Source organism: Streptomyces sp. NPDC111507, assembly GCF_055638955.1.
The window spans coordinates 12686-33652 of record NZ_JBVKBU010000034.1; the positions used below are offsets into that span (position 1 = coordinate 12686).

General features: G+C 69.6%; 23 protein-coding genes and 8 pseudogenes. 13 read left to right on the forward strand and 18 right to left on the reverse strand.

The genetic code is table 11. The features are described 5' to 3' along the window. Positions 1–177 precede the first annotated feature (177 nt). Positions 178–567: a helix-turn-helix transcriptional regulator gene (locus tag ACZ7M2_RS51190; protein WP_471601174.1), complete on the reverse strand. Its 390-nt coding sequence runs from the start codon at positions 565–567 to the stop codon at positions 178–180. Between the two features lie 122 nt (positions 568–689). Between ACZ7M2_RS51190 and ACZ7M2_RS51195 the strand changes: the two are divergent. After that, positions 690–1310 (forward strand): annotated as a pseudogene (locus ACZ7M2_RS51195) (STAS domain-containing protein); the annotation flags it as partial. 70 nt (positions 1311–1380) lie between these two features. Further along, on the forward strand, positions 1381–1797 hold the full coding sequence (locus ACZ7M2_RS51200) for an MmyB family transcriptional regulator (RefSeq protein WP_471601175.1): 417 nt from the start codon (positions 1381–1383) through the stop codon (positions 1795–1797). 28 nt (positions 1798–1825) lie between these two features. Here ACZ7M2_RS51200 and ACZ7M2_RS51205 read toward each other — a convergent pair whose 3' ends face one another. Continuing rightward, positions 1826–2464: a TetR family transcriptional regulator gene (locus ACZ7M2_RS51205; protein ID WP_471601176.1), complete on the reverse strand. Its 639-nt coding sequence runs from the start codon at positions 2462–2464 to the stop codon at positions 1826–1828. Between the two features lie 98 nt (positions 2465–2562). Between ACZ7M2_RS51205 and ACZ7M2_RS51210 the strand changes: the two genes are divergently transcribed. Next, on the forward strand, positions 2563–3384 hold the full coding sequence (locus tag ACZ7M2_RS51210; RefSeq protein ID WP_471601177.1) for an SDR family NAD(P)-dependent oxidoreductase: 822 nt from the start codon (positions 2563–2565) through the stop codon (positions 3382–3384). Positions 3385–3800: 416 nt separating this feature from the next. Here the strand turns inward: ACZ7M2_RS51210 and ACZ7M2_RS51215 are convergent, their stop codons facing one another. After that, positions 3801–4253, reverse strand: a complete 453-nt coding sequence (locus tag ACZ7M2_RS51215) for a hypothetical protein (protein WP_471601178.1) — start codon at positions 4251–4253, stop codon at positions 3801–3803. Positions 4254–4333: 80 nt separating this feature from the next. Between ACZ7M2_RS51215 and ACZ7M2_RS51220 the strand changes: the two genes are divergently transcribed. After that, entirely contained in the window at positions 4334–4894 is a 561-nt protein-coding gene (locus ACZ7M2_RS51220; RefSeq protein WP_471601202.1) for a hypothetical protein, read from the forward strand. Here the strand turns inward: ACZ7M2_RS51220 and ACZ7M2_RS51225 are convergent. From ACZ7M2_RS51225 to ACZ7M2_RS51240, 4 genes and pseudogenes are all read right to left on the reverse strand, one after another. Further along, a pseudogene (locus ACZ7M2_RS51225) lies at positions 4856–5241 on the reverse strand (DUF2267 domain-containing protein). The gene ACZ7M2_RS51220 and the pseudogene ACZ7M2_RS51225 sit on opposite strands and share 39 nt — an antisense overlap. Before the next feature lie 113 nt (positions 5242–5354). Beyond that, positions 5355–5735, reverse strand: a pseudogene (locus ACZ7M2_RS51230) (DUF2267 domain-containing protein); the annotation flags it as partial. A 121-nt stretch (positions 5736–5856) separates the two neighbouring features. Further along, positions 5857–6291, reverse strand: a complete 435-nt coding sequence (locus tag ACZ7M2_RS51235; RefSeq protein ID WP_471601179.1) for an Hsp20/alpha crystallin family protein — start codon at positions 6289–6291, stop codon at positions 5857–5859. Then, a pseudogene (locus ACZ7M2_RS51240) lies at positions 6285–6773 on the reverse strand (NAD(P)/FAD-dependent oxidoreductase). Before ACZ7M2_RS51240 ends, ACZ7M2_RS51235 begins: the two are co-directional and overlap by 7 nt. 127 nt (positions 6774–6900) lie before the next feature. On the opposite strand from ACZ7M2_RS51240, the gene ACZ7M2_RS51245 reads away from it, so the two are divergent. Then, the gene (locus ACZ7M2_RS51245; protein ID WP_471601180.1) at positions 6901–7551 is read left to right on the forward strand and encodes a GntR family transcriptional regulator; all 651 of its coding nucleotides are present in this window, start codon (positions 6901–6903) and stop codon (positions 7549–7551) included. A gap of 48 nt (positions 7552–7599) precedes the next feature. Here the strand turns inward: ACZ7M2_RS51245 and ACZ7M2_RS51250 are convergent, their stop codons facing one another. The 3 genes from ACZ7M2_RS51250 to ACZ7M2_RS51260 form a co-directional block, all read right to left on the reverse strand. Continuing rightward, complete coding sequence (locus tag ACZ7M2_RS51250) at positions 7600–8382, reverse strand: SDR family NAD(P)-dependent oxidoreductase (RefSeq protein ID WP_471601181.1); 783 nt, start codon at positions 8380–8382, stop codon at positions 7600–7602. 186 nt (positions 8383–8568) lie between these two features. Further along, positions 8569–8850, reverse strand: a complete 282-nt coding sequence (locus tag ACZ7M2_RS51255; protein WP_471601182.1) for a hypothetical protein — start codon at positions 8848–8850, stop codon at positions 8569–8571. A gap of 136 nt (positions 8851–8986) precedes the next feature. Beyond that, positions 8987–9940, reverse strand: coding sequence for a LysR family transcriptional regulator (locus tag ACZ7M2_RS51260; RefSeq protein ID WP_471601183.1), 954 nt, complete (start codon positions 9938–9940; stop codon positions 8987–8989). 213 nt (positions 9941–10153) lie between these two features. Between ACZ7M2_RS51260 and ACZ7M2_RS51265 the strand changes: the two genes are divergently transcribed. The 4 genes from ACZ7M2_RS51265 (at position 10154) to ACZ7M2_RS51280 (ending at position 12643) form a co-directional block, all read left to right on the forward strand. Further along, the gene (locus tag ACZ7M2_RS51265; protein WP_471601184.1) at positions 10154–10627 is read left to right on the forward strand and encodes an alcohol dehydrogenase catalytic domain-containing protein; all 474 of its coding nucleotides are present in this window, start codon (positions 10154–10156) and stop codon (positions 10625–10627) included. Beyond that, on the forward strand, positions 10624–11187 hold the full coding sequence (locus ACZ7M2_RS51270) for a zinc-binding dehydrogenase (RefSeq protein ID WP_471601185.1): 564 nt from the start codon (positions 10624–10626) through the stop codon (positions 11185–11187). Before ACZ7M2_RS51265 ends, ACZ7M2_RS51270 begins: the two co-directional genes overlap by 4 nt. A gap of 78 nt (positions 11188–11265) precedes the next feature. Then, positions 11266–11727 (forward strand): FAD-dependent oxidoreductase, encoded by a 462-nt coding sequence (locus ACZ7M2_RS51275; protein ID WP_471601186.1) that lies wholly within the window; start codon positions 11266–11268, stop codon positions 11725–11727. Further along, complete coding sequence (locus tag ACZ7M2_RS51280) at positions 11651–12643, forward strand: FAD-dependent oxidoreductase (RefSeq protein WP_471601187.1); 993 nt, start codon at positions 11651–11653, stop codon at positions 12641–12643. Before ACZ7M2_RS51275 ends, ACZ7M2_RS51280 begins: the two co-directional genes overlap by 77 nt. Here ACZ7M2_RS51280 and ACZ7M2_RS51285 read toward each other — a convergent pair. Further along, positions 12555–13653: pseudogene (locus tag ACZ7M2_RS51285) on the reverse strand (integrase core domain-containing protein). The gene ACZ7M2_RS51280 and the pseudogene ACZ7M2_RS51285 overlap by 89 nt on opposite strands. A 351-nt stretch (positions 13654–14004) precedes the next feature. Here ACZ7M2_RS51285 and ACZ7M2_RS51290 point away from each other — a divergent pair. Beyond that, on the forward strand, positions 14005–14646 hold the full coding sequence (locus ACZ7M2_RS51290; protein WP_471601188.1) for an alpha-galactosidase: 642 nt from the start codon (positions 14005–14007) through the stop codon (positions 14644–14646). A gap of 84 nt (positions 14647–14730) precedes the next feature. Here ACZ7M2_RS51290 and ACZ7M2_RS51295 read toward each other — a convergent pair whose 3' ends face one another. From ACZ7M2_RS51295 to ACZ7M2_RS51315, 5 genes are all read right to left on the reverse strand, one after another. Beyond that, positions 14731–15714 carry an acetylxylan esterase gene (locus ACZ7M2_RS51295; RefSeq protein ID WP_471601189.1) on the reverse strand — a complete coding sequence of 328 codons (984 nt, stop codon included), beginning with the start codon at positions 15712–15714 and terminating at the stop codon, positions 14731–14733. Positions 15715–15814: 100 nt separating this feature from the next. Further along, positions 15815–16117: a hypothetical protein gene (locus tag ACZ7M2_RS51300; protein ID WP_471601190.1), complete on the reverse strand. Its 303-nt coding sequence runs from the start codon at positions 16115–16117 to the stop codon at positions 15815–15817. Then, the gene (locus ACZ7M2_RS51305) at positions 16114–16953 is read right to left on the reverse strand and encodes a phytanoyl-CoA dioxygenase family protein (RefSeq protein ID WP_471601191.1); all 840 of its coding nucleotides are present in this window, start codon (positions 16951–16953) and stop codon (positions 16114–16116) included. The genes ACZ7M2_RS51300 and ACZ7M2_RS51305 overlap by 4 nt, the downstream gene beginning before the upstream one ends. A gap of 72 nt (positions 16954–17025) precedes the next feature. Beyond that, a complete protein-coding gene (locus tag ACZ7M2_RS51310) occupies positions 17026–17787 on the reverse strand; it encodes a helix-turn-helix domain-containing protein (protein ID WP_471601192.1) in 762 nt (253 codons plus the stop codon). A 314-nt stretch (positions 17788–18101) separates the two neighbouring features. Then, complete coding sequence (locus ACZ7M2_RS51315) at positions 18102–18383, reverse strand: MarR family winged helix-turn-helix transcriptional regulator (RefSeq protein ID WP_471601193.1); 282 nt, start codon at positions 18381–18383, stop codon at positions 18102–18104. A 3-nt stretch (positions 18384–18386) separates the two neighbouring features. Between ACZ7M2_RS51315 and ACZ7M2_RS51320 the strand changes: the two are divergent. Then, positions 18387–18638: pseudogene (locus ACZ7M2_RS51320) on the forward strand (IS110 family transposase); the annotation flags it as partial. A gap of 15 nt (positions 18639–18653) precedes the next feature. Here the strand turns inward: ACZ7M2_RS51320 and ACZ7M2_RS51325 are convergent. Both ACZ7M2_RS51325 and ACZ7M2_RS51330 read right to left on the reverse strand, forming a co-directional pair. After that, complete coding sequence (locus ACZ7M2_RS51325) at positions 18654–18980, reverse strand: ankyrin repeat domain-containing protein (protein ID WP_471601194.1); 327 nt, start codon at positions 18978–18980, stop codon at positions 18654–18656. A 71-nt stretch (positions 18981–19051) separates the two neighbouring features. Then, complete coding sequence (locus ACZ7M2_RS51330; RefSeq protein WP_471601201.1) at positions 19052–19711, reverse strand: polysaccharide deacetylase family protein; 660 nt, start codon at positions 19709–19711, stop codon at positions 19052–19054. A gap of 19 nt (positions 19712–19730) precedes the next feature. Here ACZ7M2_RS51330 and ACZ7M2_RS51335 point away from each other — a divergent pair. Together ACZ7M2_RS51335 and ACZ7M2_RS51340 are read left to right on the forward strand one after the other, a co-directional pair. After that, a pseudogene (locus ACZ7M2_RS51335) lies at positions 19731–20066 on the forward strand (formylglycine-generating enzyme family protein); the annotation flags it as partial. Between the two features lie 57 nt (positions 20067–20123). Then, positions 20124–20926, forward strand: a pseudogene (locus ACZ7M2_RS51340) (aminoglycoside phosphotransferase family protein). Positions 20927–20967 lie beyond the last annotated feature (41 nt).

Genomic DNA, 20967 nt, shown 5'->3' on the forward strand with positions numbered 1-20967 from the left:
CGTCAGCACGCGCGCGTAGCTGTACACCCGGTCGGGAGATCCCGTTCGGACGGGAGAGCCTCCGGAGGCGTCGGCACGTCGTTCCAGGCACTCGCTGGTGAGCCGTCCCCATACGGTCGATCCTCGCGAGTCATGACTTCACTCGGTGACGGCCGACCCGAACGGATCTCGTGGCCGTCATGCTGTCGTCGTCAGCAGGCTCATCTGCCCCATCGCTCCCCTGATGCCCTGCCCCCCTGCCCCCTGCCCGGGCCGGGTTTCATGGGAGCTCTCGTGCTGTTCAAGGGCGGCCAGCAGGCCCGCCACGGTGAGGCCGGCATCGGCCGGGTGCCGGAGGATGGTTCCCTCTTCGATGCGGTAGAGATTCGAGCGGCCCTGCCGGGTGTGGGTGAGATAGCCGTTCTGCTCAAGATCGGAAATGATCTTCTGGACAGCACGCTCGGTGAGCCGGCATCGCGCCGCGATGTCACGGATAGGAGTGCCCGGATCATCGGCGATCGAGGCCAGCACCCGCGCGCGGTTGGTCAGGAAGGTCCAGCCACTATGTCCCTCAGGTACTCCACCCATGCCTCGCCCGACATTCACGTATTCAAAAGGGTGAAAATGAGTTCATGTATCTCTTGACGTGCGAGGTGAGGGAGGCCGAACCTGGAGTAAAGACCAGTGGATATGCCCCGGGAGCGACTCCCATGCAAGAACATCTGCCTTCTTCCCAGGCGAGGGGCACAGACAAAGCCGTCCACGAAACACAAGCGGATGGCACGCTTGGAGCCCACACTTCGCCGTTCCTGAAGGTCGCGGCATACCCCGCCGGCGAGCGGACGGTCGTGGCGGTCGCGGGAGAACTCGACATCGACACGGAGCAGGCACTGCGGCACGCCCTGCGTGAAGCACTGGCCCAGTCACTCCACGGCCTCGACCTCGACCTCACCGAGGTCGACTTCTGTGACTGCTCCGGCCTCAACATCCTGCTGCACATCCGCCGCCTGGCCCTGGCGGAGGCCAAGACGGTCCGCATCCAGACCGCGGGAATCGCGGTCGAGCACCTGCTTACACTCACCCGCACCTGGCCGCTCTTCAAGCGCCCGGATGACGCCGGTCCCGGCGTGGCCGCCAACGGCCGGGGCATGCCTACCGGTACCGCCCCCAGCCCCGCGGAGGAGGACGGGTTGCCCAGGGATGTCGAGGAGGACCTACGCACCGAAATCGGCCAGCTCAAACGGGCCATGCAAACCAGACCGGTCATCGATCTGGCCCGTGGAGTCCTGATGGCCTCCTACGGTCTGAACGCCAAGGATGCCTGGAGCGTCCTGGTCGAGGTCTCGCAGCGTACCAACATCAAACTCCACCACCTGGCCCAGGAGTTGGTTGGGGCGGTCAATGGCGCTCCGCTGTCCGACCGGTTGCAGCAGGGGATCTCCGCGACGGTCACCGAAATCCTCCAACCCGACGGCTCCACCGGACCCACGGCTCGCGAACCTGGTCGGCGAACTCTCGGTCGGCTATCCCCTCTTCCGCCAATGGTGGGCAAGCCGCCATGTCGCGAGTCAGGACTTCGGCAGCAAGACCATCCACCACCCCGACCTTGGCGAGTTCACCTTCGACTGGGACAGCTTCTACTGGAGCGGAGACCCTCGACCAGCACCTCACCGTCTGGTCACCCGCACCCGGTTCCCCGAGCGAAGAGAAACTCCGGATCCTCAGCTCGTGGATCCAACCATCCGCCGCCGCCGACAACGTCACCACAAGACGAAACGGATCATGACAGGGCTGCCACATGGTGGTTGCGGTGTCTGACGAGCCGCCAGCAGGCGGATTCGCCGGATCAGCAGGGGGCGTTCAGTTCGCTCAGCGTGCCCATGGCCTGGTCCACGAGCACGGACAGTCGGGTCGTCCCGCCGTCGGTCGTCCAGGCGTCGGTGGCGGCGTCCAGGCAGGCGATCGCTGACGCCGCGAGTGCCTGGGCCCGGAGGTCGTTGGCGGGTTTGGAGCCACCGCCGAGGCGGCGGGAGATCTCCGGGACCAGCACGCTCTGCCAGCCCTGAGTCTTCTCCCACTGGTGGGTCATCAGGGCGCAGGCGTCGTTGAGCAGCCGCATCAGATGCAGGGCCTGTTCGGGCTCATCGGAATCGACCTGGGTGATCACGTCGAAGGCGCGGCGCAGGGAGTCCCAGGGCCGCTCGCCTTCGGGGCGGGCTGCGAGTGCGGCGGCGACCGCGTGGCCGACCTCGCCCATCTTGCCGAGGACGACCTCTTCCTTGGTGCCGAAGTACCGGAAGAACGTGGTGCGCGACAGCCCCGCCTCGGCGGCGATCTGCTCGACGGTCGTGTTGTCGAAGCCCTGCTCGGCGAAGAGCCGGAACGCGACCTCGCTGACCTCCGCACGCATCGCCGCGCGCGTCCGCGCGCGCAGCGAAGTGGGCGCCGCGGCGCGGACGGATGCAGTCCTGGATGTCTCGGCCATGCCGCAAGTCTAGTACACAGACCCGAAGTGGTACTTAGTTCCATCATGGGTTACCGTTCCTAAAGTTGGCTTCGTACCACCCCTCCAGGAGCACTCTCATGAGCAAGATCTGGTTCATCACCGGTTCCTCCCGCGGCTTCGGCCGTCGGTTCGCCGAGGCCGCGCTGTCGCGCGGCGACAAGGTCGCGGCGACCGCCCGAAACACCGATTCCCTGGCCGCCCTGGTCGCCGCGCACGATGACGCGATACTTCCGCTGTCCCTCGACGTCACGAACAAGGCCGCCGTGACCGCGGCCGTCAAGCAGGCCCACGAGCACTTCGGGCGCCTGGACGTCGTCGTCAACAACGCCGGCTATGGCCTTTACGGCATGGTCGAGGAGCTGACCGAGGAGCAGATCCGCGCCCAGTTCGAGACCAACGTGTTCGGCACCCTCTGGGTGACCCAGGCCGTCCTGCCCTACCTGCGGGCTCAGGGCAGCGGCCACATCATCAACCTGTCCAGCCTGCTCGGCATCGCCGCCTTCCCCACAACCGGCGCATACAGCGCGTCGAAGGCGGCGGTCGAAGGACTCTCCGACTCCCTGGCCCAGGAAGTCGCCAGCTTCGGCATCAAGGTCACCATCGTCGAGCCCGGCGCCTTCGGCACGGACTTCGCCACGTCCTCCACCTGGTCCGAGCCCGTGGCCGCCTACGACGACGTACGGGAGGCGGTCAACAGCGCCTTCGCCACCTTCCCGAGCCCCGACCCGGCCAACGTCGGCCAGGCGCTGCTGAAGATCGTCGACGCCGAGAACCCCCCGCTGCGGGTCTTCTTCGGCTCCCTCGCCCTCCAGGTCGTCCCGCAGCTCTACACCGAGCGGATCAAGTCCTGGGAGGAATGGGCCCAGGTCTCCGCCGAGGCCGAGGCTGGCCAGAGCTGAGCACCCCCGAGGGCGATCCGGGCGCCTGAAGGACGTCCTGCACCCGGACCGCCGCGGCGACGGGAGCGCCGCCTGCCAGTAGCCGCCTTTCAGCTGACGCCGAGAGACATCGGAACTCGGCACTACTCAGGACCCGGCATTGACGCGGCTCTCGACGCCGCCGTGAAGGCGAATATGCACACGTGCATCGCCATGCACCGCAGGATCACAGCGTCACCGAAGAAGAGGCGATCGTGCCGCCGATTCGCTGAAGGCGTCCTCGCAGAGCTGCGTTCTCCGCTTCGAGTTCGGCGTTACGCAGGCTCAGCGCCTGAATGTGGTCTGCGTAGGCAGCGATGGTGGCACGCGACTCCCGCTGCTCGGCCGCGTGTTGGGAGCGTAGAGCGCGGTCCGCCTTCTTGCTCGCAGGAGAATGGTCAGGAGCTCCAGCTGTAGAGGCTGCCACCCGTGTCCACCGCAGACGCCGCAAGCCGGGCAACTCCCTGCAGGACCGCCAGTAGATCATCGTCGGTCATGTCGTCCCCGTCCTCAGACCGGACCCGTGTGGTCCAGCGGCCTGCAAGCTCTTCCAGTTCGGCGGACGTCGCGTTGGCCAGCGCCCGGGTCAACCGCTGCGGCAGAGCGAACACCTCAACGCCGTCGTTCAAGGGGGCAGTGACCCACTCCGGCCACGCCCACCCAAGGAGCTGCTCAACCGGCGGGGCCTCGGCCGAAGGCTCCTCGAAGTACATGTCCCATTCGGCGATGGCACTGTCCGGCTCAATGAAACGGCAGGTCACTGACTCAAAGGCGTCACCAGGTCCCCGCAGGCGCGTCGCAGCAGCGGTCTCGTCGTCGGTGGCGAGGAAGAACACTATGTCGTGGGCCATCTGAGCATGATGGCAGCCCGCCGAGCTGACGCGGGTGACGGATGGAGTCGGTCATCGGGGGCGGCGAGGCAGCGGGGTGAATGATCGAGGCGACCGTGGCCGGGTTCACCGGCACCGCACGCCAGCCGCGGACACTCGCCATACGGCTCCCCGCCGGACACGTCGCGCTGTCCCAGCGCCTGACCACGGCGCTCGCCGCCGCCGTCGCGCCCCGCCTGGTCCCCCAGCCCGGGCGCGCGTCCCCGCAGGACGGCGAGGCCTACACACCCGTGAGCGGGAAGGTCGTCGTGGAGGCCGTGGCGGGCACCACCCGGCAGGCGGTCGTCACAGTCGTCCGCCTGCGCTTACCGGCGACAGGGCTCCGGCCGACGCGGTGGGTGGGGCGACCGGCTGGTGCAGGTCCCGGTCGGCCAACGGTCAGCCAGCAGCTTCTGGACGGCGAGCGCGGTCGCGTCGTCGGCGGCCGCGACGTCGACCACGACCAGGCCCGGCAACAGCAGCCCGAAAACAGGGCTCCGACGATGTCATCGCCGGAGCCCCTTCACGTTCCAACCGCGTCCTCAGTCAGTGCACTTGTCCCGCCTGGTCCCAGCCCGGAACGGTCAGGCGGCCTGGGTGAGTTCGGCGCGGCCGAACAGTAGCGCGTATCCGGAGGGGAGCTGGGTGAGGATGCGGTCCAGGAGGCTGGGGCCTGCCAGGCGGCCGAGGAGGGCGAGGACGGCGCCGGTGTCCCAGCGCGCGACCGCGGGGGTGGTACCCGTGCGGGTGGCCAGGTCCTTGACGAAGCCCCAGCCGTGGAGGGGAGGCAGGCGGCGAGGTCGACGCGTTCGTCGCCGGAGAGCTGACGGCCCAGGGCCCCCAGCACGGCACGTGTGACGTCCTCGGCCCGCTCCCGGGTCGGATACGCGCCTTCGTATCGGATTCTTTCCAGCATCTGGTGAAACGTCATGCTGGGTCGGGCAGCGGCCGGTTCACGCAGCGGAAGCATCGGGAATGGTTGCCTTTCTCGTGCAAAGGCGTTGTCGCCTGTGGGAAGAGCCGGCGGGGGTGGGTCGCCGGCCGGCCCTGCTGAATTGATGAGCGGGTCACGCGTTCCTGGGCTCAGGCGTGCTCGGGACGGCCGAAGAGGAGGTCGTAGCCCGGGGGGAGCTCGAGCAGGATGCGGCGGGTGAGTTCCTCGCCCGCCGCATCGGCGGTCACGCTCAGTACGGCGCTGACGTCCCAGGCCGCGGTCTGTTCGGTGGCTCCCTCGATCCACGCCGCGGTGGCCCGCAGGAACCGCTCCGGCGGGAGCGGCTCGGTGGACTGCAGCGGGTTGAGAAGAATCACGGCGAAGGTCTCCGGGAGCCGGGCGGCCAGCTCGGCCCGGACCTGACCCACCAGATGCGCGCCCAGCAGGGCCAGAATGGTACGCGCGGCCCGCTCGGCTTCCTGGGGTGTGGTGTACTCGCCGCGTTCCTGCACGCGGTCGAGGAATGCTTCTCATCGCATGGCCACCACTACCCTTCACGTCGTTGTGTGATGGACGTAGGGCGGAGGACGGGACCAGAGGGGGAGATCGATGCCCGTCCTCCGTCGTCGGAGCGGTCGGGAAACTGGCTCCTCAGCCGCTGATCTGCTTGTGCTCAGACTCCCCGCCGATCGCGATCTTGCGGGGCTTGGCTCGCTCGGCGATCGGGATCCGCAGGGTCAGCACCCCGGCTTCGTAGTCGGCCGTGATGCGTTCGGTGTCCAGGGTGTCGGCCAGCACCAACTGGCGGGAGAAGACACCCAGGGGCCGCTCGGAGAGCTCCATCTGTACGTCGTCGGTCTTCACGACCGGGCGGCGCTCGGCCTTGACGGTGAGCATGTTCCGCTCGACATCGATGTCGATCGCCTCCTTCGCGACACCGGGCAGGTCGAGGGCGATCACGTACTCCTCGCCCTCACGGTAGGCGTCCATCGGCATCGCCGAGCGCCTGGACCAGGTACCGGTCACACCCGTCAGCTGCTGGGCGAGCCAGTCGAGTTCGCGGAACGGGTCGGTGCGCATCAACATCGCGAATACACCTCCACAGGTCTGGCAGCAACTGCCAATGCGCTTCGTCTGACACCGTGGAAGAAGAAGCCGTCGCAGGTTGCGCACCAGGACACGCCGCGTCCGGAGAGCCGGTCCTCGTCGGCCAGGCCCAGCTTGCGGTAGGCGGAGCCGGTCGCGAAGACCACGGCGAGGGCCTTGTGCCGCTCGCCCGAGCTGAGGGTGACGGTCTTGACGTGGCCGGTCAGATCGACGGACGTGACGTCGTCGAAGACGATCTCGGTGCCGAACTTCCCGGCCTGCCGCTGCATCTTGTCCATCAGGTCGGGACCCATGACGCCCTCGGGGAAGCCGGGGAAGTTCTCGACCTCGGTGGTGTTCATCAGGTCGCCGCCCGCCTCGACGGAGGAGGCGATCAGGAGTGGGCGCAGGTTGGCGCGCGCGGCGTAGAGGGCCGCGGTCTATCCGGCGGGGCCGGATCCGATGACGATGAGCTGCCGCACGACACGGTCCCTTCTTCTGTCGGTCCGCCAGCATCGGCGGACGTCTGTGGGGCTCCAGCGCGACCGCCCCGCGATGTATTCCAATGGGACGCAACTTGTATCCCAGATGTACGGGAGGATGGGGCCCATGACGACCAGTAGTCAGAGCGCTGCCGAGCAGGCGTACGCGGCCATCCGCGACAGCATCCTCACCGGCGACCGCGCCCCCGGCACCATGCTCGGTGAAGCGGGGCTCGCCGCCGGGCTCGGCGTGAGCCGCACCCCGGTCAGGGCCGCGCTCGCCCGGCTCCAGGACGAGGGCTGGATCACCGTGTACCCGAAACGGGGAGCGCTGGTGCGGGGGCTGAGCGAGAAGGACGCCCGGGATCTCGCCGACACCCGGTTCGTCCTCGAATCAGCCGCGGTGCAGCGCGCCACACCGCAGCGCCGAAAGGACTTCGCCGACCGGCTGGAGGGCGAGCTCGAACGGCACAAGAGCGCGCTGGGCGACGGCGACCTGAAGCGGTTCATCGAGCTGATGCTCGCCTTCCACCGCTCCTTCGTCGAGGTCGGCGGCAACCATGTGATGCTCGAGCTCAACGATCGGCTCGCCGACCGGCAGCGGTTCCTGCTCTTCGCTCTCGGTGAGAGCCTCCTGGCCCGCTGCCCGACGATCACCGACGAGCACGAAGCCCTCGTCGCGCGGCTGCGTGACGAGGACACCGAGGGCCTCGTGGAGACACTGCGCTCACACGTCGGCGGCACCGTCGACTCCGGACTGCGTCGGCTGCACCGGTGACCGCGAGCGCCGTAAGGGGTCGTGGTCACCGGAGGCAGGAGCGGGTGGTCAGTTCCGTCCGGCCATGACGCCGCCGTCGATGTCCCAGACCGCGCCCGTGACCCAGTCGGTCTGGTCGGAGAGCAGGAAGATCACGGTGGCGGCGACGTCGTCGGGGGTGCCGGTGCGACCCAGGGGGTGGAAGGAGTTGAAGCCGTCCAGGGCGCTGTCCATCTCGGCCTTGGGGATGAACTCCTCGTAGATGGGGGTGCGCACGACGGCCGGGGCGACGGCGTTGGCGCGGATGCCGTACGGCGCCAGCTCCATGCCCAGGTGCTGGGTGAGGGAGTGCAGTCCGGCCTTGGCCATGGAGTACGCCGAGGACGGCGTCGCGGCGACGGCCTGGTGGGCCCACATGGAGCCGACGTTGACGATGGAGCCCTTGGTGCCGCGCTCGACCATGTTGGCGGCGACGGTCTGGGTGATGAGGAAGAAGGCGCGGTTGATGGCCTGGTAGCGGTCGTAGTCCTCGGGTGTGTGGTCAAGGAAGGGCTTGGGCGCGAAGACGCCGGCCGCGTTGACCAGGAGGGTCGCGTCGGCGTGGTCGCGGGAGAGCTCGCTGCGCAGGCGCTCGACGGCGGCGGGGTCGTTCAGGTCGGCGGCGAGACCGGACGCGTTCGGGCTGGCGAGCTCGGCGACGGCCTTCGCCGCGCTGGACTCGGAGCGGCCGGTGACGACGACGCTGCCGCCGGCGTCCAGGATGTGCCGGGCGATGGCCAGGCCCATGCCGCTGGTGCCGCCGATGACGACGGCCTTCTTGCCAGTGAGGTCGATGGTGGTGGTGCGGGACATGCCGTGCTCCTGGTAAAGAAGGGGGGAGTGAGCGGGACCGCTCGGGCGACCTGAAAAGTGCCTATAACTGGGCAAACCGCCGTGAAGCTACAAGGTGTGCCCTCTGGCGCAGGTGGCCGTGCGACGGAAAGGAGAGGGGGGAAGGGCGGGGGTCGCCGTACGGGTGCGGCGGCCCGTCCGGGACCGTCAGACGGTGTCGTAGATCCGGACCTCGGGGTCAGTGGCCAGCAGGGGTGCCAGGCCGCCGACGACGTCCTGCGTGAACAGGGTGCTGTCGAGGTAGGCGCGGGCCTCGGCCACGGTGCTGAAGCCGTGCAGCACCTGCACGTCCTCGTCGCGCACGAGCAGTTCCTTGGACTCGGCGCCAGGGACGGTGTCGAGGAACGGCTGCTTGTACTTCTGGTACACGCCGGCCGCCGCGACGCGGTTCTCCTCAGCCACCTTCAGGGTGATTTCCAGGTAAGCCATGACGCTTCCTTTCCCGTCGGAATGTGCTCGCGGAGTTTTTCCGCGGGCGGTTCGGACGAGAACAAAGGTAAGTCGCCACGAAGGCGTCCGGTAGAGGATCTTTTATGATGCGGCTATAACCAACTCGCATTACTCATTACGGAGTCGCAGCAGACGGGCCCGCAGCCTGCCCCGAAGGGGCTTCGCTGTCCGGCTGGAGGGTGGGCAGCCGGCAACCGGCGGAGTCGGCTAGGAAGCCGACGAACTCCTCCAGGTCGGCGCCGAGCGGATTGTCGCGGCCCCACACCGCCTCGTACGAGATCTCCACCGGCGCGCCGCTCCGCACCAGGGGACGGCAGCTGGCGTGGTCCGGTGTCACCTTGGAACTCGGCAGCAGCGCGGCCCCCACGCCGAGGCGGGCCCACTCGTCCAGGACCCGGTAGCTGGCGGCCTCGCCCGGATAGGTGCGCAGCGGCAGATCGTTGTCCCGGAACAGCTGCGTGGTGAAGGTGGTCAGACCGCAGCTGTCGGGCACGAGGATGAAGTCGGCGCCGGCGGCGTCCTTCAGCTCCACCGGCCCTTCGGTGCCGGGGGCGACGGCCGGGTCGATCACGACGACGGGCTCGGTGAAGATGGTGCGGTGCCGGTAGGCGGGCATGGGCTCCACCTCGGGCACCAGCAGTACGTCCAGCTCGCCGTCCTTCAGGGCGGTGCGCAGCAGGTCCAGGTCGGCCTCGCGCAGGACGAGGTCGCGCGGGTGGGTCAGGGTGCGGGCGGCGCTGAAGGCGCAGCCCACCAGATCCGCTCCGATCAGCGGCGAGACACCCATGCGGATCGAGCCGGCGGCCGGGCTGGTGAGCCGCCGTGCCTCGGCCGTGACCGAGTCGAGCGCTTCCAGGGCGCGGTCGATCATCGGCAGGATGCGCGCGCCGTGCACGGTGGGCTTGACGCCGCGCGGCGAGCGGTCGAACAGCTTGATGCCGAGTTCGTCCTCCAGGCGGGCCACCCCGTTCGACAGCGCGGGCTGGGTGACGCCGTAGTCGCGCGCCGCGGCGCTGAACGACTTCGTCCGGGACACGGCCTGCGCGTACCGCAGCCCTTCGATGTTCATCGTGAACCCCTCTCGGCCACAACCTCAGGCTATAACCGTATTCATGATCGTCGTCTACCGGATGCCCGGCATTCGTCCTACGGTGGGCAAAGCACGCTCCGCCGTATCGGCGGGGCAGGAAATATCCCGGCTCTTTTTCGTCCGGCCGTTTCACAGTACCGGGGAATTCCCCGTACGGAATCCGCCTCTTCTTTCCCGTCAGGAGTGATTGTCGTGTCCCAGGAGATCCGCCCCGCGCACCGGGCCGCCCAGGTGACTGCATCCGGCGGGCCTGTGCACGCCGCTCCCGTGCAGCCGCGCGAGCCGGGCCCCGGCGAAGCGCGCCTCGACGTGAAGGCGTCCGGCATCTGCGGCGCCGACGCCGGGATGGCCGCGAACCCCAAGCCCGCCTACAGCTTCCCGGTCATCCCCGGGCACGAGGTCGCCGGAGTCGTCGCCGAGGTCGGTGAGGGCGTCGCGGGCTGGGAGGTCGGTGAGCGGGCCGGGATCGGCTGGTTCGGCGGCTCCTGCGGACACTGCACCGCCTGCCGGTCGGGCGACGTGGTCCGCTGCGCCGAGCGGCGGATCCCTGGCCTCAGCTATCCGAGCGGCTGGCCACCACCGTCACCGTCCCCGCCACCGCCCTCATCCGCATCCCCGACGGGCTCTCCTTCGAGGAGGCCGCGCCGTTCGGCTGCGCGGGCGTGACCACGTTCAACGCGCTGCGGCACAGCGGCGCCGAGCCCGGCGACCGGGTCACCGTCCTCGGCATCGGCGGCCTGGGCCACCTCGCGGTGCAGTTCGCCGCCGCCATGGGCTTCGAGACGGTCGCCATCGGACGCGGCGAGGACAAGCGGCAGACCGCTCTCGACCTCGGCGCGCACCACTACATCGACGGCTCCGCCGAGGATGCCGGAAAGGCGCTGCGCGCCCTGGGCGGCGCCCGGCTGATCCTGTCCACGGCCTCCAGCAGCAAGCCCCTGGCCGGACTCGTCGACGGCCTCACCCCGCACGGCCGGCTCACCATCGTCGGCTTCGACGGCACGCCCTTGGAACTGCCGCTGGACAAGCTGGTGATGCACGCCCGCCACGTCACCGGGCACGTCACCGGCAGCCCGGTCGACACCGAGCAGGCCATGCGCTTCGCCCTGACCGGCGGCGTGCGCCCCCGCGTGCAGACCGCGCCGCTGGAGCAGGCCGCCGAGGCGCTGAAGACCCAGCAGGCCGGACAGGCCCGCTTCCGCATGGTCCTCACCACGGGCGACTGACCACCCCGCTCCCCCCACCACCCCGAGCAGTACCGGGCCGATGTCACGGGTCGGCTCTGGCAAGAAAGGCGTCCGCCCATGTCGCAGAACACAAGTCGCTCCGTCGTCGTGATCGGCGCGGGCGCGTCCGGCCTCACCTCAGCGAGCATCCTCACTCAGGCCGGGCACGACGTCGTCGTCCTGGAGGCGCGCGACCGGATAGGAGGCCGCCTGCTGAGCGCCCCGGCCGCACCGGAAGGCTCGCTCGACCTCGGGGCCACCTGGTTCTGGGACGACGAGCGGCACGTCCACGCCCTGCTCGCCGATGCCGGGCTCGGCAGCTTCCGCCGATGCCGGGCTCGGCAGCTTCCCGCAGCACACCGACGGCGATGCCGTCTACCAGGACGCGGACGGCGTACAGCGCCTCGCGGGCAACCCGATCGACGCCCGCTCCAACCGCTTCACCTCCGGCGCGGCAGCCCTCATGGACACGCTGGCCGCCTCGCTGCCCGCCGGCACCATCCGGCTCGGCACCCCGGTCACCGCGATCCGGACCGGTGAGGCGGAAGGCTCCGGCCTGGCCGTGCACACCCCCGACTCCGTCGTCGAGGCCGAGCACGTCGTCCTCGCCGCGCCACCCGCGCTCGCCCTGGCCCGTATCGACTTCGACGGCCAACTGCCGACCGACCTCGTCGACGTAGCCGAGCGGACCCCGGTGTGGATGGGCGCCGTGGTGAAGGTCGTCGCCGAGTACCCCGAGGCGTTCTGGCGTGCCGACGGCCTGGGTGCCGCGTTCAGCCGGACCGGCCCGCTGCAGGAGATCCACGACATGTCCGGCCCCGACGGACAGCCGGCCGCCCTGTTCGGTTTCGCCCACGCGAGCACCGCGCAAGGCGGCGGCCCCGACTTCCGTACGGCCGTCACACGGCAACTGACGCAGCTCTTCGGCCCGCAGGCCGCTCAGCCCCTGGACCTGCACGTCCAGGGGCTGGAGCTCCGAGCAGTGGACGTCCCCCGCGCATGTGGCACAGCTGGGCGACTACTCCCTCTTCAGCCACCGCCTCTACCAGCGCCCCGCCCTGGACGGGCGGCTGCACTGGGCCTCCACCGAGACCGCCCGCGGCTACGCCGGCCATATCGAAGGAGCCCTGGCAGGCGGCGAACGCGCCGCCCACGCCGTTCTCTACGCGCTGCCCGACGCGAACCCGCAGTCCGCGCCGGCGAACTCCGCCGCCTGAACACCCTCTTCCCTCTCCCTCTTCCGTCCTGCCCCTCGAGAAATGACCTGATGTACGAGGTGACAGCCCTGCTGCGCGAGTACGACCGCGCCCGCGCCTACACCGACGCCCTGTGGAAGGTGTCCTTGCCGGAAACCTCATCCGGCCTGGTCACGCAGCATGCTGGTACTCGTGAAGGAGGCCGCCGAGTCGGTCGGTTCGATGTATGTCGAGGCTGGCGGTTTCGTCCGGATCGGTGATCGGTTCGGGGAGCGGGTGCAGCGGGCGGGCGTTCGCGATGCCCTGGTACGGCCGGTGCGCGTTGTAGAACTGCTCGAACTCCCGCAGTGCGTGAAGGAGATGCCGCTGATTCCAGATCAGGGTGCGGTCCAGCAGTTCACGGCGGCAGGTCTGCACCCATCTCTCCATGATGGAGTTCATGCGGGGGATCCTGATGCCGCTGAGCACGACCTCGATCCCCGCGTCGGCGAGGATCGTGTCGAACAGTTCGGGGAACTTCCCGTCCCGGTCCCGGATCAGGTAGCGGGCCTGGCAGTCGGCGTCCTGGAGGTCCATGACGAGATTCCTCGCCGCCTGCACGACCCAGGAGGTGGTAGGGTGCGCGGTCACACCCAGGATCCGGATGCGCCGGCCAGTGTGCTCGATGAACACGAACACGTACAGCCGTGCCCCGGACAGGGTGACGGTTTCGAAGAAGTCGCACGCGAGGACCGCGTCCGCCTGGGAGCGCAGTAAGTCCGCCCAGGTACTGGACGTCCGCTCGGGTGCTGGCGGGATCCCAGCGTCCCTGAGGATCTCCCAGACCGTGGACGCCGCCACTTTCACGCCGAGGACAAGCAGTTCACCATGCAAGCGCCGACAGCCCCACGTCGGGTTCTCGCGAGCCAGGCACAGGACCAGAGCGCGGATGGAGCGCACGGTACGCGGTCGGCCCCCGCGCTTCCGCCGGGACCGGGCGGCGTGGCGGCGGGCAACCAGGTCACGGTGCCAACCCAGCACGGTGACAGGCCGCACCACCAGCCGCATCCCACGCCACACCTCCGGCGGCAGACCCTGAAGCAGCGCCGCAAGGAACGCCCGGTCGCCCGCGTCAGAACCGCACCCGCTGCCCGTTCAACTGCCGCTCCAGCACCGCGATCTGATGGCGCAGAGTCAGGATCTCCACGTCCTCGTCCCGATCCCTCATCGGCAGCAGCCGCAGCATCGCGCACGCGCTCGCCATGCCCAGGTACGCCAGTCGCAGCAGCATGGTCGGTCATCATGCCCGGGTGATCGCCAGTCGTGCCAGAGTGGTCGACGTCGGCGAAGCGGCCGACATCCCGCAGACCGTCGCGCACTGGCTCCGACCAGCGCGGATGACGTTATCGGCAAGGGCAGGGCGTCCGCGGCCCGTTGGCGACGCCGCTGCCCGAGGATGCATTCTTCCGGCGGCGCGGCGTCCGCGTCCTGGAGACCGGCCGCTACCACCTCGCCTTGCGTCACCCGGCCGCCCGCGCCCTCCTCGACCGGGTCGTGGACCGCCTGGTCGGCGACCTCGGCGTCAACTATCTCAAACTCGACTACAACGTCGACGCGGGGCCGGGCACGAGCGCCCACCCAGATGCCCCCCGACGGCCTCCTCGCCCACAATCGCGCCCAACTCGACTGGCTGGACGGAATATTGGACCGCCATCCCCACCTCGTACTGGAGAACTGCGCGTCCGGCGGGATGCGCACCGACCACGCGCTGCTGTCCCGGCTGCCCCTGCACTCCACCAGCGATCAGCAGAACCTGGAGCTCTACGCCCCCATCGCCGCGGCGGCACCGACGGCGGTCACCCCGGAGCAGGGCGCAGTCTGGGCCTACCCGCAGCCCGACGACACCCTGGACGAGGTGGCCTTCACCATGGCCAACGCCCTCCTGGGCCGTGTCCATCTGTCCGGTGATCTATCCGAACTCGTGCCTGACGCACGGGCCTTGGTGAACGAGGCGGTGGCGACGTACAAGTCGATCCGGCCGGATCTGGCTGTCGCGGTGCCCGCCTGGCCGCTGGGGCTTCCCGCCTGGGACGACCCGTGGATCGCGCTCGTCCTGCGCGCACCGGACGACACCACGTATGCGACGGTGTGGCGCCGCCCCGAAACCGAGGACAGCGCCGTGCTGCCGCTGCCGGGCCTGCGGGGCGCGCCGGTCCGCGTGGAGGTGCTGTATCCGGCGTCCACCCGGCACGGACCGCGTGGCGCCCCGAGTCCGCCGAACTGAGCGTGACGCTTCCCACGGCACCGTCGGCGGTGGTGCTCCGGCTCGTTCCTGAGGCGTGAGAGCCAGTGCTGAAAGCCCAGGAGGCTACTGCTGTGGAGCGAGCCCGCGCTCGCGCAGCCACTTCAGCTGCACCGCGGTATTGAAGCCGAAGCCGCCGCCGTGGTCGGCGAAGGGCCAGGCTGTCATGGTCCGGTCCGTCCCCGCGTAGTGATTGAAGGCGGCGTAGACGGTGGGCGGCGGGCACGTGGGGTCCATGAGGCCGACGCTGAACAGGGCCGGCGCCGTCGCGCGGCCGGCGAAGTGCACACCGTCGAAGTAGGCGAGTGTGGCGAAGGCCGGCTGGACACGGTGCGGGCTGTGCCAGCGCAGGTATTTGGTGAGTTCCTGGTACGGGCCCTCCCCGCTGGTCTGCACCGCGTGGCGGAAGTGGCACAGGAACGGGACGTCCGCGAGCACTGCCGCCACCCGGTCCAGGGCGAGTCCGCCGACCGCGATGGCCAGGCCGCCGCCCTGGCTGCCGCCCGCCACGACGACCCGCCCGGCGTCCAGGCCGGGCAGTTCGGCGATCGCGTCCACGGCGCGAACGCAGTCCGTCATGAGGCGGCGGTAGTAGTAGTTGTCGGGTGAGTCGATGCCGCGGGTCATGAAGCCTTCGACCCATTGCGTGCCGTCGCCCTCACCGCGGTCCGGAGTCTCGTGCCCCTGCCCCCGGCTGTCGACGACGAGTTGGGCGTACCCGGCCGCCGACCACAGCAGGTGGTCGGTGGGCAGCCCGCGGCCGCCGCAGTAGCCGGCGAAGGTGACGACGACCGGCAGCGGCCCCTCCGCGCCGCGCGGTCTCAGGACCCAGGCGGCCACCGGCTCACCGTTCCAGCCGGGGAACCGTACGTCGTCCACCTCCACGGTGTTCAGCAGATACCGGTCGGTGACCCGCTCCGCCTTCACCGCTCCGCCCCGGGCACGGGCTTCGGTCAAGGTCCGCTGCCAGAAGGCGTCGAAGTCCTTCGGCGCCGACACCTCCGGCCGGTAGGCGAGGAGTTCGTCAGGAGTGTGATCGGACAGATCCATGGTGGTCCTTGAATGGGGAGGGCCGACCTGAGGGAAATCGAGGCAGTTCGACCAAGGCCCGCTCACCGCACGCGGTGGCGAGGCCCGGTCATGACCGCGTCTATGCGGCGTCCACGATCCGCTCGAAGAAGAACTCGTGCTTGAGGAAGGAGACGTCGTACTCGTGGCCCGGGGACGGCGGGATGAGCTGGGACGCCTGGATCAGTCGCCAGCCGTCGAGGAGTGCCGCCACTCCGGTCTCGTAGGGCGGCTCGTCGCTGTCGCCCGAGGTCGGGGTGGTGCGGCCGGTCCCGTCGTAGCGGGACCAGCCCACGACCCAGGAGTCCAGGGCGGAGGTGGCCAGGTACAGCACCAGGACCTGCTGCCGCAGCGTCGAGGTGGGGGGCGTCGTGGCGGTGGTCATGCGACGGGCTCCTGAGGGCGGTTGCTGACCCTGGTCACCCAGTGGTCGAGGTCGAAGGCGTCGTCACCGGTCAGTTCGCGCCACAGCAGGACGCGGTTGTAGCGCTCCAGGCGGCCGGTCGCCTGCTCGTACCACGGGAAGTGCGCGTCCAGTTCCGTGCGCACCTGCGGATCGTCGAGGTCCGTCGTGTCCCACAGGAGCCGCTGGCGCACCTGCGGGTTGAAGCGGATCTTGAACATGTAGCGGAGGATGTCGCTGTCGTTGCGGCGGCCGCCGTGCCAGATTCCGTGGTGCAGGAACACCACGGTCCCGGCCGGGCAGACCAGCCGGTCCTGGCCTCGCAGATTCTGGTAGCGGCCGGTGTCGGTCTCGTTGATGCGCCGCAGATGGCTGCCGGGCACGCTGAGCGTGCCGCCCATCTCCAGGGTGACCTCCTGCGGGTAGTACATGAGCTGGACGTCGAACGCGTCAGGGCGTACGTCGATGATGGCGTCCGCGTGCAGCGGCTGGGCCTGTCCCTCGTGCGGCTCACGGGTGTGCACGGCGTGGTGGTCGACGGACGGCCCCGGCCCGACCAGGCTGTGCAACGCCCCTGCCACCTGCGGCAGTTCGAGCAACCGGTCGACGAACGACCCCTGGGCGAAGGCCTTGGAGAGCGGTGTTCCGTACGGTACCTCCGGCACCCCAGCCGCCAGTACGTGCAGCGCCTCCGCGTTCATCTCGGGCGGAACCACCGCGTCGAGGCGCACGGCTCCACGGGCCACGAAGCGGGCCATCTGCACCGAACTGAGCAGCTGCCTGTTTGTCCCTGAGGTCTTCTTCTCTGTTTCCTCCATGGCCTTCACGCTAGGAGCGGCCCGGACAGAACGCGTGGGTCGTGTTCACTGTCTACTGGTCAATTCTCACCATCAAGTGAGGCGGGCCCGAACGGCGCGCGGGGACGCGCCGAGTTCACGGCGGCAGGCCTTGTTGAACGCCTGCAGATCCGGGATGCCCACGGTGGCGGCGACGGCGGGGATGGACAGTGTGCTGGCCCGCAGCAGGTGGCGGGCCCGCGTCATCCTGCGGGAGCGGATGTAGCCGATCACCGTCTGCCCGGTGGCCGCGCGGAACAGACGGGTCAGGTGGTTGTGGGACACCCCGGCCTCCTTCGCGATCTCGGACACGGTCAGCGGATCCGCGAGCCGCGCCTCGATCAGGGCCATCGCGAGGCCCACCGCCGGATGGGCGGCGTGTGCGGTCCGGTCGCGGGGCGGGCCGAGCTCGGCCACCCGCCACAGCGCGGCCCACACCTCGGCCACCGCCCGCGCGGGCGAGTTCGGCCAGGCGGCCAGGGCCTGTCGCAACTGCCGTTCCAGCGTGGCGACTTGCGCCCCCGCGTGCTGAACCTCCGCCACTTCACGGGGCTCCCCGCCCGTCCCGAGCCGCAGATGGGCATAGAGGTGCTCGGAGCGCCCCCGATAGCGGTAGCGCACCGGTGTTCCGGGAGGTACCAGGCTGACATTGCCGGGGCGGATCGCGTGCTCGACGCCACCCACGGTCAAGTCGGCCTCGTAGTCGTAGAGATGGAACTGCCACAGATCCGGCAGCTTGAACTCGTCCACGTGGCCGGCCTGGCCGTGCACGCCGATGCCGATGGCGGCGAGGGCCGGTGGAGCGTCGAGCCGCACGAAAGCCGTTCCTGCGGGCTGGGGTTCGATCACGGCGCCTCGCGAAGTCGGGGTCGGACACGGAGCCGGATACGGGCCGACCGCGTCAGCCCTCTCGGCCAGGAGAGGCTTCGGGGGCGCCGTCGAATTACGACGCACATCACCCCCGCTCACCAACGTACACGCAGCACAAGGCCCTCCTCGTCGAACCGCTCCACCACCCACCCGCGCGATCGGAGCGTTCGCGCCCTTACCGCCGCCGGCCTCCGCGGCATCGCCGTCGGCGCGGCCAAGCAGCCGTCCCCGGCTCACCTCCACGCTCTCGGAGCACCGCGTCAGCCGGTGTCGCCGAGCCCCGCGGCGAGACGGGACAGAGCAGGCAGGGCGGCGCGCAGCGCGGCCTTGTCGCCCGGCGGCAGGCCGTCGATGACCTGGGCCAGGGCCTGTGCACTGGCGGCGTCGTAACGGGCCAGGAGGGCGCGTGCGGCATCCGTGGCGCTGAGCCGGGCGGCACGTGCGTCGTCCGGGTCCACGGCGCGGTCGACGAGTCCGGCCGCGCGGGCGGTCTTCACCAGGTTGCTCACCGTGGAAGGAGCGACCCGAAGGCGCGCCGCCACATGTTGCGGGGTGAGCGGCCCGTCCGCAAGGGCTCGCAGCAGCTCGATCTGCGCTCCGCCAGGTCCGGCGGCTTCCTCTCCGCCTTCGCTGCCCTGGCCGACCCCGCATCCCGGACCTACTACGACAAGAAGATCGCCCAGGGTAAGCATCACACCCAGGCCCTGCTCTGCCTCGCACGACGACGGGCCGACGTCCTCTTCGCGATGCTCCGCGACGGAACCTTCTACGAACCCCAACCCGCGAAGGCGATCTGACCTGCAGAAACAATGCTACGAGGCAGGACGTCTCCCGAGATGCACCGCGACATCCGAACCGACTCGCCATTCGGCAAGACGCCGCGGACTCACCCCGTGAACGTTGTCCCTGTCCGGATCAGCACCGGCACTGACCAGCGCGGACAGCACCGCGCCGTCGCCTCGATACGTGAACACCGCTTGCCACAAAGGCGTATTGCCCTGCTCGTCCGGGGTATCCACCCGCGCACCCGCTTCCAGAAGAGAACCGACAGCAGCAGCATCCTGTTCATCCGCCGCGAAGTGCAGCGGCGTCCACCCCCGACGGCTCTCACGCCCCAGGCCCTCAACCTCATCCCTCATGCCCGCCATCATCACGATCGCTTGACGAAAGGCATAGGGGCACCCCCCAGCCGCGCTCCAGACCTCGGCCGTCAGGCCGGGGCCACCGCGCGGCCGGTCTGTGGGGAGATCATGCCGGCGCACAGTCCGCGCGCCGCCAGCCCCTGCGCGATGCGCGGTATCGCTGCGCGGGTGTTGGCGGCCCAGTCGTGCATGAGGATGACCTGGCCGCTGGTGAGCCGTGCGGCGGCCTGGACTATCGCGTCGGTACTGGCCCCGTTCCAGTCCTGCGAGTCGACGTCCCAGATGATCTGGGTCAGGCCGTACTTGGCCGCGACCGACCGCACCGTCGCATTGGTCTCCCCGTACGGCGGCCGGAACAGTCGGGGTGTGCCCCCTCCGGCGCTGCTGATGGCCTGCTGGGTGCGGGAGATCTCCGAGTCGACTTGTGACTGGCTGAGCTGGGTCAGGTGGGGGTGGGTGTAGCTGTGGTTGCCGACCCACATTCCGGCGGCGACCTGTGCGCGGACCAGGGTCGGGGTGGCGGCGGCGTACCGTCCCTCGTTGAACATCGTGGCGCGCAACCCGTTCTGCCTGAGCACGTCGAGCAGGGCCGGCGTGCTGCTGGACGGGCCGTCGTCGAAGGTGAGCCCGACGTAGCCGGTGCAGGTGGCGCCCTGCGCCGGGGCGGCGGCGTCGACCGTGAGGGTGCACGCGCCGACCAGCGTGGCGACGGCAAGCCCGGTCCTCAGGGAACGCGACGCGCGGTGAGCCGAGGGGGAGCACGCCTGCCGTGCCGGGACGACCGGGCCGCGCTACGGGAAGCTCGACGAGATCGGCTGGTACCGCGGAAACTCACACGAGCGCATCCACGAGGTGGGCGGCAAACGCCCCAACTCGTGGGGGCTTTACGACATGCTCGGCAACGTCTGGGACTGGTGCTGGGACGTCTACGACGCCGAAGTCTATGGCGCCTACCGGGTGCTCCGTGGCGGTGGTTGGTTCGATGAGCACTGGAGTTGCCGGGCCTCCGCGCGGCGCCGCAGCCACCCGACTTTCCAGGTCGACGACGTGGGATTCCGCGTCGCGCGTTCCGTCGTGCGTTGATCCACGTTGTGTGCAGCCCGGCCCGCGCGGGGTCGATCTGGCGCTAGCGTGATCCTCATGACGGCTGAAGACGAGGCGCTGGTGGGCGGGATGGTGAACGCGGGGGCGGTCTTCCGCCGGGGGGAGTTGGTGGAGCGACCGGCACCGCGCAACGCGCGCGCCCTGCATGCCTATCTCCTTGCGCTGAAGGAGCACGGCTTCGATGCGGCGCCGGCCCCTGTCGGTCTCACCGCGGATGGCCGTGAGCAACTGACTTTCATCCCTGGCGACGTGGCTCTGCCGCCGTTCCCGGACTGGGCGATGACGAGTTCTGCCCTCGAATCGGTGGGGAGCCTGCTGCGGCGTCTGCATGAGACCAGCGCGGCCGTCGCGGTCGACACCCGCGCCGAGTGGCCCCCGGACCTCGCCGACCCGGAGGGGGGAACGATGTTGTGCCACAACGATGTGTGCCCGGAAAACGTCGTCTTCCGCGACGGTTGTGCCGCTGCCCTGATCGATTTCGACTTGGCGGCCCCGGGCCGTGCCCTCTGGGACATCGCCATGACCGCCCGCTATTGGATGCCGATGCTTGATCCCGAGTCCGCGGCCGCTCTCTATCCCCCCCCGGGCTGGGTGCGGCCGCACGGCTGCGGATTCTTGCCGACAGCTACGGCCTCTCGGCGGGGGACCGCGCCGAGTTGCCCGGCGTCATCGAGCAGGCCACGGAGGTCTGCCGGGCCTTCGTCGCCCGCCGCGTGGCCGACGGAGACCCCGTCTATCTCCAGGCGTTGGCCGAGCGTGGTGGATGGGAACGCTGGGACCGCATGCAGACCTGGCTGGTGAACCACCGCAAGACGTTCACGGCTGCCCTGCTGAACTGACCGGCCCGGACGTTCGAGGACAAGCTCACCGGGTGTTTTTG

Coding starts and splice junctions, on each gene's coding strand:
- ACZ7M2_RS51190 (WP_471601174.1), bottom strand. CDS start 567: ATGGGTGGAGTACCTGAGGGACATAGTGGCTGGACCTTCCTGACCAAC.
- ACZ7M2_RS51200 (WP_471601175.1), top strand. CDS start 1,381: ATGGCGCTCCGCTGTCCGACCGGTTGCAGCAGGGGATCTCCGCGACGG.
- ACZ7M2_RS51205 (WP_471601176.1), bottom strand. CDS start 2,464: ATGGCCGAGACATCCAGGACTGCATCCGTCCGCGCCGCGGCGCCCACT.
- ACZ7M2_RS51210 (WP_471601177.1), top strand. CDS start 2,563: ATGAGCAAGATCTGGTTCATCACCGGTTCCTCCCGCGGCTTCGGCCGT.
- ACZ7M2_RS51215 (WP_471601178.1), bottom strand. CDS start 4,253: ATGGCCCACGACATAGTGTTCTTCCTCGCCACCGACGACGAGACCGCT.
- ACZ7M2_RS51220 (WP_471601202.1), top strand. CDS start 4,334: ATGATCGAGGCGACCGTGGCCGGGTTCACCGGCACCGCACGCCAGCCG.
- ACZ7M2_RS51235 (WP_471601179.1), bottom strand. CDS start 6,291: ATGTTGATGCGCACCGACCCGTTCCGCGAACTCGACTGGCTCGCCCAG.
- ACZ7M2_RS51245 (WP_471601180.1), top strand. CDS start 6,901: ATGACGACCAGTAGTCAGAGCGCTGCCGAGCAGGCGTACGCGGCCATC.
- ACZ7M2_RS51250 (WP_471601181.1), bottom strand. CDS start 8,382: ATGTCCCGCACCACCACCATCGACCTCACTGGCAAGAAGGCCGTCGTC.
- ACZ7M2_RS51255 (WP_471601182.1), bottom strand. CDS start 8,850: ATGGCTTACCTGGAAATCACCCTGAAGGTGGCTGAGGAGAACCGCGTC.
- ACZ7M2_RS51260 (WP_471601183.1), bottom strand. CDS start 9,940: ATGAACATCGAAGGGCTGCGGTACGCGCAGGCCGTGTCCCGGACGAAG.
- ACZ7M2_RS51275 (WP_471601186.1), top strand. CDS start 11,266: ATGTCGCAGAACACAAGTCGCTCCGTCGTCGTGATCGGCGCGGGCGCG.
- ACZ7M2_RS51280 (WP_471601187.1), top strand. CDS start 11,651: ATGGACACGCTGGCCGCCTCGCTGCCCGCCGGCACCATCCGGCTCGGC.
- ACZ7M2_RS51290 (WP_471601188.1), top strand. CDS start 14,005: ATGCCCCCCGACGGCCTCCTCGCCCACAATCGCGCCCAACTCGACTGG.
- ACZ7M2_RS51295 (WP_471601189.1), bottom strand. CDS start 15,714: ATGGATCTGTCCGATCACACTCCTGACGAACTCCTCGCCTACCGGCCG.
- ACZ7M2_RS51300 (WP_471601190.1), bottom strand. CDS start 16,117: ATGACCACCGCCACGACGCCCCCCACCTCGACGCTGCGGCAGCAGGTC.
- ACZ7M2_RS51305 (WP_471601191.1), bottom strand. CDS start 16,953: ATGGAGGAAACAGAGAAGAAGACCTCAGGGACAAACAGGCAGCTGCTC.
- ACZ7M2_RS51325 (WP_471601194.1), bottom strand. CDS start 18,980: ATGAGGGATGAGGTTGAGGGCCTGGGGCGTGAGAGCCGTCGGGGGTGG.